Source organism: Streptomyces musisoli, assembly GCF_016741855.1.
Lineage (GTDB): Bacteria > Actinomycetota > Actinomycetes > Streptomycetales > Streptomycetaceae > Streptomyces > Streptomyces musisoli.
Window position 1 is genome coordinate 1 of the sequence record NZ_JAERRH010000037.1, and the last position, 14,384, is coordinate 14,384.

Below are 14,384 nucleotides of genomic sequence, written 5' to 3' on the forward strand. Positions count from 1 at the left end.
AGGGCGGAGCACTGGCCAAGATCAAAGGTAGAGGCCGGCTGCGGCAGCCGCTCCCACTCGCGGTGCTGTCAGCGGTGGCTGGCAGCATGTCCGCATGCATCGCGACGACCTCGACACGCTCTTCTCCTCCCCCACGGCCCTGCTCGCCGCCGGTCCGAAGGCCCTTCGGGACCTGCCCGCCGCGGGCGGTGGAGCGGGCCGCGAGGCCTGTGCCCAGGCCGTCACGATCCTCGACGGAGCCGAGGTGCCGCGGGCGGAGTTCGCCTCGTGGCTGCACTTCGGCGCGAAGGTCCTGGGCCACGACGCCTACGCCGACCTGGTCGCCGAAGCCGAGCCGGACATGCCGTGGCGCACCGTCTGGGCCTGGTGGCGGCCGGTCGGCGCCTACCGGGCCAAGCCGAACCTGAGCGGGGACGCCGACGTCGAGGTCCACGAGGCGGCGGACGGCCGTCTCCTGCTGAGGCTGTGGTCGCAGTCGACCCAGGAGCGCTGGCTCGATCCGGCCACCGGCGAACGGGTCCCGGCCCCCGCCGACGGCGAGTTCGCCGAGCGGCCGTACGACGCCCCCGTCGAGGGTCCCGTCCTGTTCGACCCGGACGACGACCACGGCCTGCACCAGCCCGGCACCTGGGAGGAGCCCGCGCCCCTGGGAGGCGGCCGGGTCATGTTCTTCGAGCCGCGCGGCGTCGTGGTCCTGGAGCGCAACGGCGCGGCGGCCGACGGGCCGACGGGCTCCGAGGCCGTCTGCTGGGGTGCGGGCGAGCCGTGGTTCGCGGGGCCGACGGCGGCCGAGGCCCCCCTGGACGCCGCCCGCCTGGAGGAGGCGTTCGACGCGGACGGGACGGTGCTGCTGACGCGGGATCAACTGCCCGCCGCGCTGACGCACGCACCCACCCGGGAGCTGGCCGTCACGGCGGGACTGCCGGCCTGGTTCGCCGCCGGAGTCGCCACGTTCACCCTGGCCTGGAGCGAGAAGAAGGCGCACGGGCTGGAACTTGACGAGAACGGCCTGCTGCACCTGGGCACCTTCGAGCTGGCGTACGCCGACACCGGCCGGGTGCTCCTCCACCCCGAGACGGGCGCGGTGTCGATGGTCCGCAACGGCCAGGGGCCGTTCCCCTTCGCCCGGGACACCGAGACGTTCGTGCGGCTGCTGGAGGCGGTGTACCGGTTCATGGGCGCCTGCTGGAACCCGTACCCGGGCGAGTACGGCAAGCGGGACTTCCTGAGCGAGGTCGCCGCCCTCGAACCGCTCACGGTGGACGAGGAGACGCCCGCGGGGAACGTCTGGGAGCACCTGTTCGCAGCCGTCGTCGAACTCAGCCCGTGGGGCTTCTGACACCGCACGCCCCCGGCACCGCACGACCCGGCACGGCACGCCCCGCACCGCACGACCCGGCACGCCACCCCCGGCGCCGGACGGCCGGGCGGCTGTGCCGGCTCCGGCACTCATGTGTCCCGGATTGCGCAGGGGTTGAGCCAGGGCCCTTCTCGGGGCAGCGTTCGATCGGCGCTTCGGGCGGCGCCTGCCGGTCGGTCCGTCGCGCCCGGACCGTCCGTACAGTACGAGCCGACCCGTCCGTTGCGGGTGCGCGGCCCGGCACCGTCGAGGAGAGCAGGCAATGCCAGGAGACAGCTATGACGCCGAGGCCGCCGCGGAGTACCGGCAGGCGCGGGAGGTCCCCCGCGAGGGGCTGGAGTCCTGGCGGCAGGCGATCGCCGTGGAGGCGGGGTTCGCGGCCGGGATGACCGTGCTGGACGTCGGCGCGGGCACCGGTGGCTTCGCCGCCGCGTTCCGCGACTGGTTCGCCGTGAACGTGCTGGCGGTCGAACCGGCCGCGGCCATGCGCGCGTTGATCCCGGCAGGCGAGGGCATCCAGGCGCTGGACGGGCGCGCGGAGGCGCTGCCCGTGCCCGACGCCTGCGCGGACGCCGCCTGGCTCGGCTCCGTCATGCATCACATCGGTGACCTGGAGGCCGCCGCCCGCGAACTGCGCCGCGCGCTGCGCCCCGGGGCGCCGGTCCTGATCCGCAACACCTTCCCCGGGCGCAGCAAGCGCGACCTGCGCGTGCGTTTCTTCCCCGAGACCGCGGACAGTGTCGCCGGCTATCCCACCGTCGAGCAGGTCGAGGCGGCCTTCGCCACGGCCGGTTTCCGGCGCACCGCGCTGCGCTGCCTCCCGCAGGAGTCGGCCCCCACCCTCGCCGCGTACGCCGACCGCATCCGCCGCGACACCGACACCAAGCTCCGCGCCCTCAGCGACGACGCCTACGCCCGTGGGCTCGCCCGTATCCGTGAGGCCGCGGCCGCCGACCCCGAGGAACGGGCGGTCAGCTGGATGGACCTGCTGGTCCTGCGCCGGGCGGGGCAGTGACTCTGCCTGCGGTGGGGGTGGGCTAGAAGCGCTGGACGAATTCGCAGGTGTTGGGTACGACGAGGTCGCGGGAGGCGGGGTCGGCGAGCAGTACGTCGAAGCCGGAGCCGCAGTCGACCTGGTCGTAGCCGCCGTTGCGGCTGACGATGGTGTCGTTGCCGCCGCGCCCGGCCATGGTCACGGTGGTCAGGGTCGGGCCGTTCCAGCCGTCGAGGTCGGTGAGCCGGTCGGGGCCGTCGCCGCCGATGAGGATGTCGTTGCCCTGCCCGCCCACGAGGTCGCTCGCAAGGTCGGTGTCGTTGTGAGCCGTGTCGTTGCGGTCGCCGAGGTTGGCGAGGATCCGGGTCACGCCGGCGCCCGCACAGAGCACCGTGTGGCCGCTCCCGGTGCAGCCCGGTCCCGCGGTGAGGTTGCTCGTGGTGTCGGTGACCCGGAGGGTTCCCGCGCTGAAGGTGTCGAAGGTGACGTTGTTGGTCTCGCCGGGCAGGGCGGTGAAGGTGAGCCGGCCGCCCCCGCTCGTCACGAAGGCGGGATCGGCGGACGCGGGGCTCGCGAAGGCCATCGTCAGGGTGAGGGCGGCCACGGCCGGGGCGGTGACGCGGACAGCGGTGCGAAGAGATGCAGCGGTCAGGCTCATCGGTGCTGTTCCTTGCGGTCGGCGAGGGCGGATCCGGTCCTGTATTCGTCGCCCCCTTCGCTACCCGGAGTGACAAGCCGGCTCACCTCTTCGTCACACAGTTACCTCGCGTGCCGCAGCAGACCCACGTCCGGCCCACACCCCCCGTTGTCCTCCTTCGCCGCACTTCACCCGGATGGGGCACCGCGGGTCAGAGGAGTGAGGCGAAGATCCTGTTCGCCGTGTCGTTGAACCGGACGTGCAAGGGCTCGAGGTTCCGGCTGTGCTGCTTCACGGCAGTGAGGTCTGCCGCCCAGATCGCTTCACCCGCAGCACGCTGGATTTCGTGAGCCAGTCCGCGCAGTTCCCCGTCGAGGACCCGGGCTGCGGAGAGTTGCAGCTGCAGGACGGCCTCTGACCATCCTTTGCTCTTCGCCGCTCATCGGTCTGTGCACGTCCGCGGGTTCGGCGGGTGGTGCCGGGGCGCCCGGTGATCCGGCTGATCGGCGGGCACGCCGAGGACGACGGTGGGGCCGGCAGGTGAGTCCGGTCAGCGGATGACGTCGAAGACGTTCTTCTGGAGGCCGTTGGCGTAGGCCTCGTGCTCGACCAGCTTCAGCTTCTGGACGTCCTTGTCCGTGGCGCTGAACAGGCGCTTGCCCGCGCCGAGCAGCAGCGGGAAGACGAGCAGGTGGTAACGGTCGATCAGGCCGGCGTCGGAGAGGGCCTGGTTCAGCGAGGCGCTGCCGTGGACGATGATCGGGCCGCCCTCCGTCTCCTTCAGCGCGGCGACCTCGTCGAGCGAACGCAGGATCGTGGTCCGGCCCCAGTTCGACACCAGGTCGTCCTCGCCGAGGCTGGTGGAGACGACGTACTTCGGCATCGCCTTGTAGCCGGCGAAGTCCGCCATGTCCGGCCACACCGGGCTGAACGCCTGGTAGCTGACCCGCCCCAGCAGCATCGCCGCGGCCTCCTCCTGCTCCCGGCCCTTGATCTCGAAGGCCTCGGGGAGGAACTCGGTGTGCTTGAAGGTCCAGCCGGAGTTCCGGTAACCGGGCTCGCCGCCCGGGGCCTCCACGACGCCGTCCAGCGAAACGAACGCGGTGGTGATCAGAGTGCGCATCTCAAGTTCCTTAAGGTCTCGCGCCTGAGGGGGTGAGAACGGGCAGGTGCACAGGCGGCGCTGTTGTCCCGTGCCGGCCGTGGTCTTCGACTCCAGGTCGTGCGGAAAGTCATCGGTCGTCGCGCCCGGCGGGCCTCGGGTGTCGCGGCCGGCCGCCGGCCGGCGTGGGCTGGGGCCTCTCGTTCGGATCATGCCGGGCTCGCGGCCTGCTCCACACGAAAGACCCTAGTCGGTCCGTGTGTGGCGCAGGAGGACCACCTGGGAGTCGAACGTCCTGGTCTCCGTCAGGGTCAGCCCGAAGCGCTGCTGCGGGGTGGTGAAGACGGGCTTGCCTGCGCCGAGTACGACGGGGTGGACGAAGATCTGGTACTCGTCGATCAGCCGGTGCTCGGTGAGGAAGCCGGCCAGCGTGGAGCCGCCGAACAGCAGCAGGTGGGCGCCGCCGTCCTTGAGCGCGGTGAGCTCCTCGACGACGTCGGTGTTGACGACGCGGGTGTTCCAGTCCGCCTCGGTCAGCGTCGAAGAGACGACCACCTTGGGCGCCTTGCGCCAGACGGGCGCGAAGGCGAGGTCGTGCTCATGGGTGGAGAACTCCTCGGCGCGCGGCCAGTAGCCGGACATCATGTCCCACACCACCCGGCCGTACAGGAAGATGTCGGCGCTGTCGGTGAGGGCCTGGGAGTACGCGGACAGCTCGCCGTCCATGCGGGGCCAGTCGAACTCGCCGTCCGGTCCCTCGATGAAGCCGTCCAGCGACTGGTGCACGAAGTGCGTGATCTTGCCCATGTGGAGTGAGTCCCCCTGCCGGTCAACGGTCCGGGCGGCCGGAGACCACCCTTGTGTACGATGTCCACATTCGGAGGGTACGGTGATTCCGCGGCCCCCCGAGCGCTCATGCGGAAGACTAGAGGACGTAAGTGGATGCTGTCCACAATTGCTGTCCACGAGGGGAGGCGGTGGCCATGGCGGCGACCGGGAGCGGCACACCGAAGCGGGACACCTACCGCCACGGTGACCTGCGCAACGCGCTCATCGAGGCGGGCTTCGAACTCGCCCGCCAGGGCGGCCCGGAGGCCGTCGTGCTGCGTGCGGCCACCCGGCAGGCCGGGGTCGCCCCCAACGCCGCCTACCGGCATTTCGCCGACCGGGGCGCACTCCTGCACGCGGTGTCCCAGGCCGCCATGGCGGAAGTCGCCCGCACCATGGAGGCCGAGCAGGCCGCCCTGCCGCACGTCCCGGACGCGGCGGCCGCCGCACGCGGCCGCTTCCGCGCCGTCGGCACCGGCTACCTGCGCTTCGCCCAGGAGGAGCCCGGCCTGTTCCGCACCGCCTTCCACGTCCCCGGCGACATGACGTACGCGACCGACGACACCGCCGCGGGCCCCGGCGGCAAGACCCCCTTCGAACTCCTCGGAGCCGCCCTCGATGACCTGGTGGAAGCCGGCCTGCTCCCCGAAGACCGGCGCCCCGGCGCCGAATTCCTCGCCTGGTCCGCCGTCCACGGCCTGGCCATGCTGCTCATCGACGGCCCCCTGCGCGGCCTCCACGCCGCCCAGGCCCACGACGCCGGCCACCGCCTCATCGACATGATCGAACGCGGCATCTGACCGCCGCTCAACCGGACTCCATGCCCGTGGGCTCACGCAGGCGCACGGCGAGGGCGGCGATGTCGTCGTCGAGGCGGCCTTTGCTGTAGTGGAGGAGGTCGCGGTGAAGAGCCGCGAGCAGCTCGTGGGGCGGCGTCGGGGGCTGCCCGCGCATCCAGGCCGCCAGCGGGAAGAACTCGCCGTCGCGGGCGCGGGCCTCCGCGATCCCGTCGGTGTAGAGAAGCAGCAGGTCGCCGGGGGCGAAGTCGAAGGTGTCGACGTGGTAGTGATCGCCGATCAGATCCGCGAGGTTGAGCAGGGGCGAGGGGGAGGTGGGTTCGAGGGCGCGGAATTCGCGACGGTTCAGGAGCAGCGGCGGGGGGTGCCCGCAGTTGAGGATCTCGATGCGCCCGCCCCCGTGCGGGATCTCGACGAGCAGGGCGGTGGCGAAGCGCTCCATCGACCCCTCGGGGGGAAAGGAGGCGTTGTAACGGGTGCTGCTGGCGTCCAGCCGGCGCGCGACGGCGACCATGTCGGCCTCGCCGTAGGCCGCCTCCCGGAAGGCGTTGACGATCGCCGCGGCCGCCCCCACCGCCGGCAGGCCCTTGCCCCGCACGTCACCGATGAGCAGTCTGACCCCGTACCGCGTGTCGACCACCTCGTAGAAGTCCCCGCCGATACGGGCCTCCGCCGCGGCCGCGAGATACAGCGACTCGATCTCCACGCTCCCGAAGCGGCGCGGTATGGGGCTCAGCACCACCTGCTGCGCCGCGTCGGCGACGAGCCGCACCTGGAAGAGGGTCCGCTCCCGCTGGAGCCGGACGTGGCTTCCGTACGCGGCCGCCACGGTGACCGCGACGATCCCCGCGGCCGTCCACCACGTCCCCAGGCCGGGGAACACGAGGCTGAGACCGATCATCAGGAAGAGGCAGACCGTCCCCAGCAGGACGGTGGGGAGCACCGGCCACATGGCGGCGGCGAGCGCCGGCGCCGCGGGCAGCAGACGGCTGAAGGCCACTTCCGGCGGAGTGGCGTACGCCAGGCTGGCGATGACGACGGTCAGGATGACCGGCGACAGCCGCACGACCTTCCCCAGGCCGTGGCTGCGACGGAGCCGCAGCCGTCCAGACTCGATCACACTTCACAGAATATCTACGCAATGAGGGCATAGCGCCCTGACGGATCGGAGCCGGCCGCCCGCCCCGGACCGGCTCGCCGGGCTTTACCGGTGCCGCACCTGCTCCGCTCCCCCGCGGCCGCGGCACCGCAGCTCGAACCAGACGGTCTTGCCGGTGGCCGTCCGGGTGCTGCCCCACGCCTGGGCGAGCATGTCGATCAGTTCCGTGCCCCGGCCGCCCTCGGCGTCCGGGTCGGCGACGGCGCGCACCGGGCCGGCGGACTCGGTGTCCTCGACCTCGCACAGCAGTCGGCCCCGGCGCAGCCGGAGGTTGAGCCTGAGCGGGCCCCGCGTGTGGCGCAGGACGTTGGTGACCAGCTCGCTGACCAGAAGCTCGGCGTCGTCGGCAAGGTCGTCCACGGCCCAGTCGTGCAGCTGTGCGACCACCAGCCGCCGGGCTCGGCGCACCGAGGCGGGTTCGCGCCGCAGGGGCCAGGAGGCGTCCCAGGCGGTGGCCCGGCCGCGGGGGGCGTCCAGCGGCCGCAGGGGTGCGAACGTGCGGGACCACAGGGCCCACTGCCGGGCACACCACGACGGCACGGCGCCGCGGGAGGACCGGCCCTCCCGACGGGAGACGAGGAGGCGGGCGGGGGCGGGGGCGGGGGCGGGGGCGGGGGCGGCCATGACGATCAGCCTTTCCTGGGCTGGGGGGGGCGGCCCGCCGGTGAAGCCGCCGGGCCTCGGCCGCCGTTCATGTAGCGGCCGCTACATCCAAATATAGACGTAGCGGCTGCTACAGTAAATAGCGGGCAAAAAGTATGTGAGCGGTCACTGGCGGTGTCCGCACGGCTCCGGGAGTCCGCATGCCTCGTCCACCCGACCCGGCCAGACGCCGGGCCCTTCTCGACGGGGTCCGCGCCTACGTGCTGCGCAACGGCCTCGCCGATCTCTCCCTCCGCCCGCTGGGCCGGGCCCTGGGCACCAGCGACCGCATGCTGCTGTACTACTTCGGCACCAAGGAACGCATGATCGCCGAAGCGCTCGCCCTCTACGAACGCCGCCCCGTCTTCCGCGCGCGCACCCTGCTGGAGTCCGGCGGCTCCCCCACGGACGCCGCGGGCCTGCGCCGCTTCCTGGAGAGGGTGTGGCGGCAGTTCAGCGATCCCGACGTACGCGCCGTGCTCCCCCTCTACCTGGAGGTCATGAGTGCCAGCGTGCTTCACCCGGACCGCTACGGGCCCGTCATGCGCGACATCATCAGCGAGTGGACGGACCTGTTCACCTCGGTCTTCCTCGGCCTGGGCATGGACCGGGAGCGGGCCCGCACGCAAGCCGCCCTCCTCACCGACGCCTCCTTCGGTCTCCTGCTCGCCCCCCTCGCGGACGGCCACTGGGAACGGGCGGAGGCGGCCTTCCACACCCTCCTCGACACCCTCGAACCCGGATGGCGGGCCACGGCGTGATCCGCAGGGGCCGGGGGCGGGCGGCATCAGGTGAGCCGACCGGGCACACGGGCTCCGGTCTGCCCGGGTGCGGCGTCGGGCCTTTCTCAGGCGGCCGGCTTCACCGTCAGATCACCGCTCGTCGTCGACAGATCCAGGAGGTACGTGCCTGACGGGTCGTTCCCGAACGCCACGTTCCTGTCGCCGTCGGAGTTCTTCGCCGAAATCCGGTACTTGGCGCGCGGTACGGTGACCGTGAGGCCACCGCTGGTCGTGCGGGCCTTGATGTTCTGCGGGGTGACGGTCCGGATCGTCACCTCGCCGTTCGATGTCCGGGTGTCGATGCCTCCGCCCTTGACGTCCTCGACGTCGACGTCACCGTTGGACGTGCGCAGCTTCACGGGGCCCGTCGCGTCGGTCAGCGCGATGTCGCCGTTGCTCGTGTGGACGTCGACCGCGCCGACACCGGTCAGTGCGAGGTCACCGTTGGACGTGCCTCCCGCCACCGGAAGACCGGCGGGCACTTTGACGGCGTAGTCGACGTTGCAGTCCTCCCCGCAGCCGGAGAGCGTCAGGACGCCGTCTTCGACGTGGAAGGAGGTGCCGCTCGGCTTGTCGCCGCGGTAGTGGACCCTGCGGTGCACGGAGACCGTGGAGGCGCCCGCCGAAGCCTCCACTCTCACCTCTCCGTTCCCGTTGTCGAGACGGATCGACGTGACGTTGCGAGGCACCCTGGCGTCGTCCTTGAAGGTCTTCTGGCCAACGGCCGAGCATGCGGACAGCCCGCCGGCCGCGAGAGCGGTCAGAGCCAGTCCTGTGAGAGCGCGCGTGTGTGGGCGTCGCATGGAAATCCCCCGTGTACAGCGAGATGGATCTTGATCGGTCAGCGCGATCCTACGCAGCCGCGACGGCCGCCCTCACTGGGGAAAACCCCCCGATGCCGGCACCGGGCCGCCCTTGGCGACCGGCGCGACCGGCGCGACCGGCGTGATGTGCCCGGCTCACCGTGTACCCGGGCGGCCGGGTGTCCGGCGAAGGCTCTGCCCGCGGCCCGGCGGTCGGCGTGCGGGCACCGCGGGTACAGCAGCCGTGCTCAGTCGAGGCAGAACTCGTTGCCCTCGATGTCCTGCATCACGATGCACGACTCGTTGTCCTCGTCGGCGGGCAGCAGCCGCACGCGGACCGCGCCGAGCGCGACCAGGCGCGCGCATTCGGCCTCGAGCGTGGCCAGGCGCTCCTGGCCCACCAGTCCGGTGCCGGCCCGCACGCAAAGATGCACCCGGTTCTTGACGACCTTGCCTTCGGGGACGCGCTGGAAGAACAGCCGCGGGCCGACCCCTGAGGGGTCACTGCAGGCGAACCATGCATTCCGCTCCGCCGGGGGCAGGGAGTGGTTGAAGTCGTCCCAGGTGGTGTGCCCCTGCGGTGGCGGCGGTACGACGTACCCCAGCACCTCGCACCAGAAGCGGGCGACGCGCTCGGGGTCCGCGCAGTCGAAGGTGACCTGGAACTGCTTGATCGATGACATCGGCGCACCATAACAGGGAGGTTTTGCTGGGCAGTTCCCGGTGCGGTTCCACGTGTTGCCGGAAGGACGGACCCTGCCGTCCGCCCCCAAGAACCCCTCCCCAGTACCCATGGCCGGCACGGAGGATCACCCGATCGCCGACGAACACGCCGAGGCAGCCGCGCAGCGCCGCGTGCGTGCGTGCGTGCGTCAGCTGACCGTCTGGCAGCCGTAGTTAGCCGAGGCCGAGGTACGGCACCCGACGATGGAAGGACACAGGCTGGAACACCATCGCGTCGAGCGTCGGCAGCGGCCACGACGCCAACGGCCTCGGCGGCATCGCGAATGGTTTCCGAGCCGGGCCCATGCCCGTCCGGCAGTCCTCCCCGAGCGGCTTGCCCGGGCTTGCATCACCGAGTTCAGCGGCCGTCGCATTGCTCGGCCGGGGAGTTGCGGCGGCCGGACAATGGCCGGGCGCGATCTTTCACGGGCGGCGAGGGGTGCATACGTTGACTGCCCGGTCCGGTGCCGAGGACGGCTGACGGGGGTGGTGCATGGCGGGACGTCGTGAGGTGCCAGTGGATCCGGGCGCGGGGCCCGTCAAACGGTTCGCGTTCGAGTTGCGCAAACTGCGGGCGGAGGCGGGCGGAATCACCTACCGGGTGCTGGCGGATCGGGCCGGATACGGGGTGACGACGTTGTCGCAGGCCGCAGCCGGTGACCAACTACCGACGCTGCCGGTGGTCCTGGCCTATGTGACGGCGTGCGGGGGCGATCCGCAGGAGTGGAAGGCGCGCTGGAATCAGGCCGTGGACGAGGTCGCCGCCCAGGGCGATCCAGATGACGGCAGTGCGGCGGAGCCGCCGTACAAGGGATTGGCCCGGTTCGAGACCGGTGACAGCGCACGCTTCTTCGGCCGTGACCGGCTCACCGCCGATCTGCTGGACCTGCTGCGCCGCCACAGAATCGCCGCGATGTTCGGGCCGTCCGGCAGCGGCAAGTCCTCCTTGCTGCGCGCGGGCCTGATCCCCGCTCTGCATCACCTTCAGGAACCGAGCCTGCGCCCGGCCGCCATCCGTATCCTCACCCCAGGCCACCACCCGGCCCGCACCCACGCCCGCGTGTTCGATCCCGCCGGCACGAGCCCGGCCGGCCCGGATGCGGACACGTTCGTGGTCGTGGACCAGTTCGAGGAGATCTTCACCCTCTGCCACGATCCGGCAGAGCGCGATCGCTTCCTCGACCTGTTGATGACAGCCCGCGAGCCCGCGAGCCGGCTACGGGTTCTCGTCGCGGTGCGGGCCGATTTCTACGGACACTGCGCCGAGCACCGCCGCTTGGCCGGCACGATGCGCGATGCCGGCCTGCTCGTCGGCCCGATGCACCCGACGGAGCTACGGGCGGCCATCGTCAATCCGGCCGCAGCCGAGGGACTGACCGTGGAGCGCGCTCTGACCTCCCGCCTGGTCGAGGAGGTCGCCGACGCACCGGGCGGACTGCCGCTGCTGTCGCACGTGCTGATGGAGACCTGGCGGCGCCGCCGCGGCAAGACCATGACCCTGGCCGGCTACGAAGCCGCCGGCGGACTGGGGGGCGCGGTCGCCAAAACCGCCGAGGACGTCTACCGCCGATTCACCGAAGCCCAGGCCGCCGCCGCCCGCCGCCTGCTGCTGCGCCTGGTCACCCCCGGCGAGGGCACCCCCGACACCCGCCGGCCCGCCGACCGGAAGGAACTCGAGGCCATCGGTCCGCAGGAGACCGCGAACCACCAAGCGCTGGAGGCTTTGGCCCGGGCGCGGATGCTCACCCTCCACGGCGACACCGTCGACCTGGCCCATGAGGCACTCCTGACCGCCTGGCCCCGGCTGCACGGCTGGATCGAGGAAGACCGCGAACGCCTGCGCGCCCACCGCAAACTCACCGAAGCGGCATCCTCCTGGGCGGAGTTGGGCGGCGATCCCGGTTCCCTGTACCGGGGCAGCCGCCTGATCGCCGCTCAGGAACACTTCGGCAACGCGGCCTCCCAGGACCTCACCTCCCTGGAACTCGCCTTCCTGACCGCCAGCCTGCAGCTCCGCGAGCAGGAAGAACGCGCTGCCGCCCGCGCCACCCGGCGCCTGCACCGCCTGAGAGCGGGCTTGTCCGCTCTGGCGGCGCTCGTCCTCATCGCGGGGTTCGTGGCGTGGCGAGAGAGCCGATTCGGCGATCAGCGGCTGGCCGACGCCACCTCCCGTCGTGTCGCGGCAGCCGCGGAGACCATGCGTTACGCGGACCCGTTGACGGCCATGCGGCTGAGCGTCGCGGCGTGGCGGATCAGCCCGACCTTGGAGGCCAAAGCCGCGCTCATGGGCTCGATGACTCAACGCGAACAGGACGTCTTCAGCGGGCCCGGCGTAGGCGTCATCGGCGAAAGGTTCCTCAGCTCGGACGGGCGCACTCTCACAGCGAACGGCAACGGCCAGGTGAGCATGTGGGATGTGGACAGCCGCCGGCGCACCCACTCGCTGCGGACCCGAGCGAACGTGTCGGCCTACGACCTTTCGCCGGACGGCAGTCACCTCTTGATGGCTTCGGGTGACACGATGCGACTGCAGGACGTGACCTCCGGCCAAACAGACGTTCTCCCTTTCAAGTTCGGTGACGCGTACGCGGTGTTCACCGCGAACCGATCCGCCCTGAAGGTCGTGGCCGGACATTCGGTCATCCTGTGGGACATACGGCGACGCCACACGGTGTTCCAGCGCAAAAGCCGCACCCCCGAACGTTCGGCCCTCGACGCCGACGGACGTTTCATGGCACTGTGCACGTCACCTTCCGTCCTGGAGGTCTGGGACACCCAGGCACCGCGGCGTATTCGCCTGTGGCGCTCGGACACCGTCTCCGAAAAGGTGTGCCACGGCGAGAGCACATCCGTTGTTCTCGACTCCGGCCGCCGCACCCTGATGGTCGTCACTGATACAGGGCTGCGGACCTGGAGCTGGGGCTCGGGCAAGGAACTACCCCCCGCACCCAAGGTGGGATCGAACCAGTTCGTCTGGGACTACGACGGGCGCTTCCTGGTGACGGCGGACGACAACACCATGAGTGTGTGGAGAATCGCCGACCTCAGCACACCGGTGTACCGGTATCCGCTGCACCGTCATGGCATTCGGGAGGTGCGCCTGGACACCGAACGCAAAGTGGTCCGGTACATCGAGGAACAACCGGCGTCCGCCGCCGTCGTCCGCACCCTCTACTTGGGCGACGCACTGGCTCGCGACTGGCACGGCGCACCAGCGAAGGCCGCACCATCAGACTCCCGGCAGATCGGCGGACGCCTGACCACTGTCGCCCCCGGCCCACCGGGCAGTGATCGTGTGGCAACCGGTGACGAGGCCGGCTGGGTGACGGTCTGGGACCAGGGTCACAAACGGCGGCTGAGCATCTTCACCGGGACCACCGGCGCTACCGAAAGCGAGGAGCCCGGGTCCGTGACCGCTTTGAAGTACTCCCCCGACGGCCGGCTCCTGGCCGTCGGAGGCAGCACCGGTACGGTGCGGCTGTGGGACGCCGCGACGAACCGACCACTCGGGTCCGCCCTGCTCACCGCGGGAGACCACGTGCGATCGCTGACCTTCGCCCGCCACGGGGCAGCACTTGTCGTCGACGGCGAGCACACCCCGCCACGCCCCTATGTCATCGCTCCCGAGTCCGTCGCCAGGACCATCTGCCGGCGATCAGGAGGCGGCATGCGTGCAGCGGACTGGGAATCGTTGATCCCTGAGGTGTCCTACAGACGAACCTGCTGAAACGCCGGCGGCGCCATGGTGGCGTCCCTCAGGAAGCCGGCGGCGCCGTCGTGGCGTCCGTCAGGAAGGTGACGGCGCGGTGGACCACGGATTCGTCGCGCAGGACCTTGGTGTGGCCCAGGTCCGTCACCCGCATCAGCTCGGCCTGTCCCCAGGCCGCCACCAGTGCCTCGCTGTCGGTGATCGGCGACTCCGAGTCGTTCTCGTCGTGGACGACGAGCAGCCGGCTGGTGAAGTCACGTGCGGCGAGGGCTGGTTCGATGGCGTCGAAGGAGATGCCGAGCCAGTCCTCCGCGCGCGAGCGGACCTGTGCGATGGCCTGCGGTGACACCTGCATCACCTCGCCGGAGCGGCGCCAGAGGCTGGTGTAGCTGCTGATGGGGTTGAGGAACACGGCCTGCTCGATCGTGACCCCGCGGGACATGGCGTAGGTCGTGGCCGCGGCGCCCAGCGAGTGGGCGACGACGGCGTGGAAGGGGCCGAACCGCTCGTCGGCCGCCTCGACCGCCTTGGCGAAGTGGATGACGGAGGACTCCGCTCCCTCCGACTCGCCGTGGCCGGGGAGGTCGACGACGACCACCGCGCAGCCCGCCCGGGCGAGCGCGTCCGCCAGGACGGTCAGGTGTCCGGCGTTGCCGGCCCAGCCGTGGACCAGCAGGATCCGCCGCTCGCCCTCGCCCCAGAGGTAGTGGACCACCTTGCCGCCGTCGACGACCTCGACCTCCTTGGCGGCCTGTTCCAGGATCGGCCGGGTGGCGTTCGGAGGCTGCGTCCGCATCGGCGTGAAGGCCAGCCGGCGCAGCTTTTCCGTGGTGTCGGTGTCCAATTGC

At 71.2% G+C, this 14,384-nt stretch carries 13 protein-coding genes; 5 read left to right on the forward strand and 8 right to left on the reverse strand.

Translation table 11 applies throughout. From position 1 onward, the window contains the following. Positions 1-94 precede the first annotated feature (94 nt). Both JK361_RS38500 and JK361_RS38505 read left to right on the forward strand, forming a co-directional pair. A complete protein-coding gene (locus tag JK361_RS38500; RefSeq protein ID WP_201827389.1) occupies positions 95-1,339 on the forward strand; it encodes an SUKH-4 family immunity protein in 1,245 nt (414 codons plus the stop codon). 283 nt (positions 1,340-1,622) lie between these two features. Further along, positions 1,623-2,375, forward strand: coding sequence for a class I SAM-dependent methyltransferase (locus tag JK361_RS38505; protein ID WP_201827391.1), 753 nt, complete (start codon positions 1,623-1,625; stop codon positions 2,373-2,375). 22 nt (positions 2,376-2,397) lie between these two features. Here the strand turns inward: JK361_RS38505 and JK361_RS38510 are convergent, their stop codons facing one another. The 3 genes from JK361_RS38510 to JK361_RS38520 all read right to left on the reverse strand — a co-directional run bounded on the left by JK361_RS38510 (position 2,398) and on the right by JK361_RS38520 (position 4,900). Further along, on the reverse strand, positions 2,398-3,012 hold the full coding sequence (locus tag JK361_RS38510) for a hypothetical protein (RefSeq protein ID WP_201827393.1): 615 nt from the start codon (positions 3,010-3,012) through the stop codon (positions 2,398-2,400). Positions 3,013-3,541: 529 nt separating this feature from the next. Then, positions 3,542-4,114 carry a dihydrofolate reductase family protein gene (locus tag JK361_RS38515; protein WP_201827395.1) on the reverse strand — a complete coding sequence of 191 codons (573 nt, stop codon included), beginning with the start codon at positions 4,112-4,114 and terminating at the stop codon, positions 3,542-3,544. 225 nt (positions 4,115-4,339) lie between these two features. Beyond that, a complete protein-coding gene (locus JK361_RS38520; RefSeq protein ID WP_201827397.1) occupies positions 4,340-4,900 on the reverse strand; it encodes a dihydrofolate reductase family protein in 561 nt (186 codons plus the stop codon). A gap of 176 nt (positions 4,901-5,076) precedes the next feature. Between JK361_RS38520 and JK361_RS38525 the strand changes: the two genes are divergently transcribed. Further along, positions 5,077-5,721 (forward strand): TetR/AcrR family transcriptional regulator, encoded by a 645-nt coding sequence (locus JK361_RS38525; RefSeq protein ID WP_201827399.1) that lies wholly within the window; start codon positions 5,077-5,079, stop codon positions 5,719-5,721. Between the two features lie 7 nt (positions 5,722-5,728). Here JK361_RS38525 and JK361_RS38530 read toward each other — a convergent pair whose 3' ends face one another. Together JK361_RS38530 and JK361_RS38535 are read right to left on the reverse strand one after the other, a co-directional pair. Next, positions 5,729-6,838 carry a PP2C family protein-serine/threonine phosphatase gene (locus JK361_RS38530; protein WP_307787441.1) on the reverse strand — a complete coding sequence of 370 codons (1,110 nt, stop codon included), beginning with the start codon at positions 6,836-6,838 and terminating at the stop codon, positions 5,729-5,731. Between the two features lie 84 nt (positions 6,839-6,922). Then, positions 6,923-7,501, reverse strand: coding sequence for an ATP-binding protein (locus tag JK361_RS38535; RefSeq protein WP_201827401.1), 579 nt, complete (start codon positions 7,499-7,501; stop codon positions 6,923-6,925). 179 nt (positions 7,502-7,680) lie between these two features. On the opposite strand from JK361_RS38535, the gene JK361_RS38540 reads away from it, so the two are divergent. Next, on the forward strand, positions 7,681-8,280 hold the full coding sequence (locus JK361_RS38540; protein WP_201827403.1) for a TetR/AcrR family transcriptional regulator: 600 nt from the start codon (positions 7,681-7,683) through the stop codon (positions 8,278-8,280). An 86-nt stretch (positions 8,281-8,366) separates the two neighbouring features. Here JK361_RS38540 and JK361_RS38545 read toward each other — a convergent pair whose 3' ends face one another. Together JK361_RS38545 and JK361_RS38550 are read right to left on the reverse strand one after the other, a co-directional pair. Continuing rightward, entirely contained in the window at positions 8,367-8,990 is a 624-nt protein-coding gene (locus JK361_RS38545) for a DUF4097 family beta strand repeat-containing protein (RefSeq protein WP_307787442.1), read from the reverse strand. A 362-nt stretch (positions 8,991-9,352) separates the two neighbouring features. Beyond that, complete coding sequence (locus JK361_RS38550; protein WP_201827407.1) at positions 9,353-9,787, reverse strand: VOC family protein; 435 nt, start codon at positions 9,785-9,787, stop codon at positions 9,353-9,355. Positions 9,788-10,320: 533 nt separating this feature from the next. Here JK361_RS38550 and JK361_RS38555 point away from each other — a divergent pair. Continuing rightward, positions 10,321-13,554, forward strand: coding sequence for an nSTAND1 domain-containing NTPase (locus JK361_RS38555; RefSeq protein WP_201827409.1), 3,234 nt, complete (start codon positions 10,321-10,323; stop codon positions 13,552-13,554). Between the two features lie 28 nt (positions 13,555-13,582). Here the strand turns inward: JK361_RS38555 and JK361_RS38560 are convergent, their stop codons facing one another. Further along, the gene (locus JK361_RS38560) at positions 13,583-14,380 is read right to left on the reverse strand and encodes an alpha/beta hydrolase (RefSeq protein WP_201827410.1); all 798 of its coding nucleotides are present in this window, start codon (positions 14,378-14,380) and stop codon (positions 13,583-13,585) included. Positions 14,381-14,384 lie beyond the last annotated feature (4 nt).

Coding starts and splice junctions, on each gene's coding strand:
- JK361_RS38515 (WP_201827395.1), bottom strand. CDS start 4,114: ATGCGCACTCTGATCACCACCGCGTTCGTTTCGCTGGACGGCGTCGTG.
- JK361_RS38555 (WP_201827409.1), top strand. CDS start 10,321: ATGGCGGGACGTCGTGAGGTGCCAGTGGATCCGGGCGCGGGGCCCGTC.
- JK361_RS38535 (WP_201827401.1), bottom strand. CDS start 7,501: ATGGCCGCCCCCGCCCCCGCCCCCGCCCCCGCCCCCGCCCGCCTCCTC.
- JK361_RS38550 (WP_201827407.1), bottom strand. CDS start 9,787: ATGTCATCGATCAAGCAGTTCCAGGTCACCTTCGACTGCGCGGACCCC.
- JK361_RS38520 (WP_201827397.1), bottom strand. CDS start 4,900: ATGGGCAAGATCACGCACTTCGTGCACCAGTCGCTGGACGGCTTCATC.
- JK361_RS38540 (WP_201827403.1), top strand. CDS start 7,681: ATGCCTCGTCCACCCGACCCGGCCAGACGCCGGGCCCTTCTCGACGGG.
- JK361_RS38525 (WP_201827399.1), top strand. CDS start 5,077: ATGGCGGCGACCGGGAGCGGCACACCGAAGCGGGACACCTACCGCCAC.
- JK361_RS38510 (WP_201827393.1), bottom strand. CDS start 3,012: ATGAGCCTGACCGCTGCATCTCTTCGCACCGCTGTCCGCGTCACCGCC.
- JK361_RS38505 (WP_201827391.1), top strand. CDS start 1,623: ATGCCAGGAGACAGCTATGACGCCGAGGCCGCCGCGGAGTACCGGCAG.
- JK361_RS38500 (WP_201827389.1), top strand. CDS start 95: ATGCATCGCGACGACCTCGACACGCTCTTCTCCTCCCCCACGGCCCTG.